This is a genomic window from Pseudoalteromonas sp. Angola-30, assembly GCF_028599215.1.
GTDB classification, from domain to species: Bacteria; Pseudomonadota; Gammaproteobacteria; order Enterobacterales; family Alteromonadaceae; genus Pseudoalteromonas; species Pseudoalteromonas atlantica.
Genome location: NZ_JAQREI010000033.1, coordinates 1 through 4,656 on the forward strand (window position 1 = coordinate 1; position 4,656 = coordinate 4,656).

7 protein-coding genes are annotated in these 4,656 nt (G+C 35.5%); 6 read left to right on the top strand and 1 reads right to left on the bottom strand.

Annotation, left to right across the window (positions count from 1 at the left end; all coding sequences use genetic code 11):
- Positions 1 to 331 precede the first annotated feature (331 nt).
- Complete coding sequence (locus PSH54_RS20390) at positions 332 to 757, top strand: Imm44 family immunity protein (RefSeq protein WP_273606990.1); 426 nt, start codon at positions 332 to 334, stop codon at positions 755 to 757.
- A gap of 103 nt (positions 758 to 860) precedes the next feature.
- Here the strand turns inward: PSH54_RS20390 and PSH54_RS20395 are convergent, their stop codons facing one another.
- Positions 861 to 1,463, bottom strand: coding sequence for a hypothetical protein (locus PSH54_RS20395; protein ID WP_273588124.1), 603 nt, complete (start codon positions 1,461 to 1,463; stop codon positions 861 to 863).
- Between the two features lie 197 nt (positions 1,464 to 1,660).
- Here PSH54_RS20395 and PSH54_RS20400 point away from each other — a divergent pair, with 197 nt between their 5' ends.
- From PSH54_RS20400 to PSH54_RS20420, 5 genes are all read left to right on the top strand, one after another.
- Positions 1,661 to 2,449 carry a hypothetical protein gene (locus PSH54_RS20400; RefSeq protein WP_273606991.1) on the top strand — a complete coding sequence of 263 codons (789 nt, stop codon included), beginning with the start codon at positions 1,661 to 1,663 and terminating at the stop codon, positions 2,447 to 2,449.
- A gap of 123 nt (positions 2,450 to 2,572) precedes the next feature.
- Positions 2,573 to 2,848, top strand: coding sequence for a hypothetical protein (locus tag PSH54_RS20405; RefSeq protein ID WP_273606992.1), 276 nt, complete (start codon positions 2,573 to 2,575; stop codon positions 2,846 to 2,848).
- Between the two features lie 126 nt (positions 2,849 to 2,974).
- Positions 2,975 to 3,529, top strand: a complete 555-nt coding sequence (locus tag PSH54_RS20410) for a hypothetical protein (RefSeq protein WP_248442196.1) — start codon at positions 2,975 to 2,977, stop codon at positions 3,527 to 3,529.
- Positions 3,530 to 3,624: 95 nt separating this feature from the next.
- On the top strand, positions 3,625 to 3,930 hold the full coding sequence (locus PSH54_RS20415) for a hypothetical protein (protein ID WP_273606993.1): 306 nt from the start codon (positions 3,625 to 3,627) through the stop codon (positions 3,928 to 3,930).
- An 89-nt stretch (positions 3,931 to 4,019) separates the two neighbouring features.
- Positions 4,020 to 4,439: a hypothetical protein gene (locus PSH54_RS20420; protein ID WP_273606994.1), complete on the top strand. Its 420-nt coding sequence runs from the start codon at positions 4,020 to 4,022 to the stop codon at positions 4,437 to 4,439.
- The last annotated feature ends 217 nt before the right edge of the window (positions 4,440 to 4,656 follow it).

Consider the following 4,656-nt stretch of genomic DNA (forward strand, 5'->3'; position numbering starts at 1 on the left):
CAGTATAAATACGCTTTAATGGTACTTTTAGCATAACGCTTTAGATACATTTGTTCGGCTATCATAGTTAAAAAAGGTGATTTCATGATATGAATCTCTAGTAAAAATTAACTGTATATATAGACAGCGCTTGTTGTTTTGTCCAATATTACTGATCTCCACCATTTCGGTGTATTTGTGCATTGATTAAAAATATTTTCCTGTTAACTAATTGTTTACAGGTGTTTATTTGATGGTTAAGATAAATGCACTGTAATATATGGACATTTGTCGGTTTATAAAACGACAAATGTCGTAGACAAAATTGTTAGGTAACTCAAAAGGGATTGTCGTGAAATTCCTCTTAAGTGGCGAAATTGATGGAACAAAGCCAGAAGACCAAATTGATAGAAAGTTTCAAGTTGCAAGCCACTACGTTAGTGAAAAGTTGACTCCAATCATTGAGGCAGAAAACTACGGGAGTGAAGTGGCTGAGCTAAATATTATTCCAATAATCGTAAAACTATCCGATGAAATGAAAGCTGCTGGTTGGCACAAAGAACGGAAACTTTTCAAAAGAAAAACACACTCAACTGACTTTCGTTTGCGCATTGATTATGATGAATTTTGTAACGGTAGTGACGAACAAAGGATCAAATTAATTATCGGTAACATTATTGAATCTGTGCGCATACTTAGTCATCGCGCAAACAAAAGTTTTGACGGTCAGCGGCTAGAATCTGATATTCAAAAATGTTTTAGCGTATCCGTTACCTAACAAGAGCATCAAGGCTCGTAAACTCGCTCGGACAATTAACAATGGGCTATTGTCGCTGCGCTCAATAATTTTAGCCCATTATTAATAGCCGCTTATGCGGGCGTTATATTTCTTTGTTCTCATCAATTAGCGATTTTAAATAATCAGTAGGTAACTCTTTTGTTCTTTGACGATTAGGTACGGTAATAAAGTCGATGCTTTTGGCCACATCAATAATAAAATCAATACAATCCTTTTTTGTCAGAATATAATCTTCCGATTTCCACTTTTGTGTTAACAAATAGATATCGTTGAATTGTTCATATGTTATTCTTGCTTTTAGTTCGTGAAATGGTTCCAGTTTGCTTAAATCTTCTTCAATTACGCCACCTTCAGTTATTTTAAATTTAATGCCATCGTCCATATTAAATTCAAAGCTAAATAATGTGCTTATTGATTTTTCTTTAGGATTTTGACCATAGCCAGCTTCAGGGAGGCATACTTTTTCAAATGCATTATGTGGGGCGCTAAGTACAATATAAGCATGTCCAGGGCTATTATTTTTCATTGATGCTGGTGTTGCATGAAAAGATACAAAAAATTGACTTTGTTCTTCTGGGTGAGTTGGATGAAAACAGGCTCCTCTTGCATCGAGCGATATAGTTTTCGAATATGCATATACACAAACAAAGAGTGTAGTTATTATTAAACAAATTTTTTTTAGCAATTTTATTTTCCTTGTAGGTTATATGTTTATGATATTTATGGGGGCGAAATATAACAAGTCAATTAAGCAGGACTAAAAACAGTTTGCTGTTTTCGTTCCTCAACATTTTAGCAAACCATTTTTAGCCTCTTATTGGGGCGTTATACGCTATGTGCTGAGTTCAGGTGTAATCAGTTGGTAACTCTCAAGGAATTATAGTGAGTAAAAAAATAAAATTTTCTATGTGGATAGCTATTCTAGCGATTGCTTTTTTATTAGTTGATAAGGTTATTTATAAAGACTTGAGCAATATCGAGTATAAAGAAATAGAGCTTTACGAACCTAGAGCAAATTTAGAGTATCGATTAACTGCATTGTTTAGAGATATTCGAGATAAAAAATACTATGAAGAGTTAAATATAGAAAACCAAAAACAAACCATTGACGGAGAATATATTAGTACTCTCCTAACATATCATAATGATGTAATAGGCCTATATGAGTTAACAAGATCAAAAGACATTGCTCTTTCATTGGAGTATATAAGTAAAGAATTAGAAAAAATATTCACTAAAATGAATGATGCATCTTGTGCTTATAACGCCGATTATGGCGACTTCAAAACAGCTCAAAAAGAACTTCCAATTTTACTAGAAAAGTTAACAGCTAAACAGAATAATTTAATTGAATTTGGCAAGAGTATTAGAGCAGCTAAGCCCGATTATGATCAGAATGGTAAATATGACACAGAGGCTGTGATAAAAAAAATTGAGGTTCTCAACAAACTTATGACTGATCCATACCTCTTCGTACGATTTAATAAAGTAGAACCATTTAAAGACTTTAACTTATTTATGGATAATTTCGATGGATTACATGGCGCATATAAAAGCTGCACGCATCATTATGCCAAGGAAATAGCGGTTCAAAAGAATTGGAAATTATTCTGGCAGTTTTTGATATCGATATTAATAACTGTGATTGTTTATAGGCGTGACATTCTATAGCGTATAACAAGTTGCTTAAACCGACAAAAAACAGTTGGCTTTTGCTCGTTCCTCGCTAATTTTAGCCAACTATTTTATTGCCGCTTAGCAAAGCGTTATGTTGCAAAAAGGAGTTTTGAGTAAATGGCTGCATTTGCGTTTCTTTATCTAATTTTAATAATTTACTCAGTTGCACTCAGATTAAGCATAAGAACTCAAATTAAAGCAAACGAAAGCGTAGGCTTAATTTACAAAGTTCAAACTGCAACGGTTGTCATAATATCCTTTGCTTCAGGTACAGCACTTAGTTATCTTTTTGCTCAAACAGTAACCGAGTGGTTGGTTCAATATATACCAACAATTATTTGTGTCGCTACTTTGGTTGTATGGCAAAGAGTAAAGGAGCACAATGCAACATAACAAGCTAATTAATAAGGACAAAAAACAGTTGGCTGTTTTCGTTCCTCAACATTTTAGCCAACAATTTTTTGCCCATTATTAGGGCGTTAGGCTACATATTTCGACCACCGCACTCCGAGGATAAACATGACTGAAAAGCAGTTCGAAAAATTAAAATACTACGTGATTTCAATTACCATATTATTCGTCGTTGGACATCTGTTGTGGGAGCATTTGAATGGTGGAATATTGAGCCACCACTTGATGCACCATCCTGATTATCCTTCAATATCAAACTGGTGGGGATTATTAATCCTCCCATTTTTGGCTTGGCTTTCTACAGAACGGATAGAGAAGCGTGTAACTCTCCAACCTAATGACGCGCCAGTAAGGGCAAAGACTTTACGAGTCGTGCGCGTTGGTTTTTTTGGCATGCTGATTTTAAGTTTTGTGCAGTCATTCAGCTTTAGTGTCGGCTACGAAAACGTTGCAATTTACTTGTCTTTAGGTTTGGTAGTAGTCGGTTTATTCCTGCCTATATACAGAGCAGAGTGTATTTTTGGTTATGTTTTTGGCTCAATAGTTTTTACTGGAGCAATAATACCGCTCATAGGTATATTGGTAATGACGGGGATTTCATGGTTTTCTCACGTATGTATAAAGCCATTAGTTTTTCGAGTTGTTAGGGCGAAACCGCAGTAGTCTAGCCTAACAATCCGCGTCATTCGGGGCCTTCGGCCCCTGCGACGCTCACAAGTTCGCGCGCATGCGCAGGGCGTTAGGTTTCACGGGTATTTATGAGTATTGATTTTTCGATTTACACCATCAATGAGCTTCAAGAGGCATGGGCATCAATTGATGATGAAGCATATCCAGATAGAGCAATTGAGTTGTATCAACGCCTGAAATTAGCTGGACAGCCACTTTATGATGATCAGGAAGGCGAGTTAGGAGTCCTTCGGAGTATTTTTCAAATTTTTAGTGGCGTTTCGTCGGGAGTTGGCAGTTTCGGTTCAGATATAGAATTGGAGAATACTCTGTGTCGCATGAAAGAAGAGCGAGTAAGGAAGTTAATTGAATTTAGAGGTTTAAGTGAAACCTAACAATCCAATCAACCGGACAAATACTCGCTGGCTATGCTCGTACCTCGCTAATTTTAGCCAGCAAGCATTTGCCGTTTATTAGGGGCGTTATGTTTCAAGGACGATTGGTGAAATTTCTCAAGTATTTAGTTCTTTCTATTATTTCCGTTGTCGTTTTATACCTTGTTATAAGCGTTATTATTTATCGATTGCCAAGCTTTGATAAAGTTGAATGCTTTAAAAGTGAAGTTGTATTTGATTTTGTTGATATACAACTCTCTCCTAGAGAAATATTTGAAACAGGGGTTTTAGGTAAAAGCGTTGTAACCTTATCTATTGAAAATAAACGCTTCTTTATAGAGAATATAGACAAGAAAAAACTATGGGAAGTTAACCCGCGAGATATGAAAGAACAGGGTTACACCTTGAGTGCGGAAGTTTGCGCACAACCATTAATGTTTGGTGGCTACGGTGTTGCAAAAGTTGCTAATCTTACAAAGGTTAATAAGCAACCTATCATTACCAAATGAAACATAACAAGCTAATAAATAAGGACAAAAAACAGTTGGCTGTTTTCGTTCCTCAACATTTTAGCCAACAATTTTTTGCCCATTATTAGGGCGTTATGTGTAAATGGAAGTTTGGTAAATGAATTCTAGCTTTGATGAATATATTTCTAATCTAAATTCAAATAGGAATAATTTTCCGAGTGAATTATTTGAGTTTGCTGCAAACACTGAAAGGTAT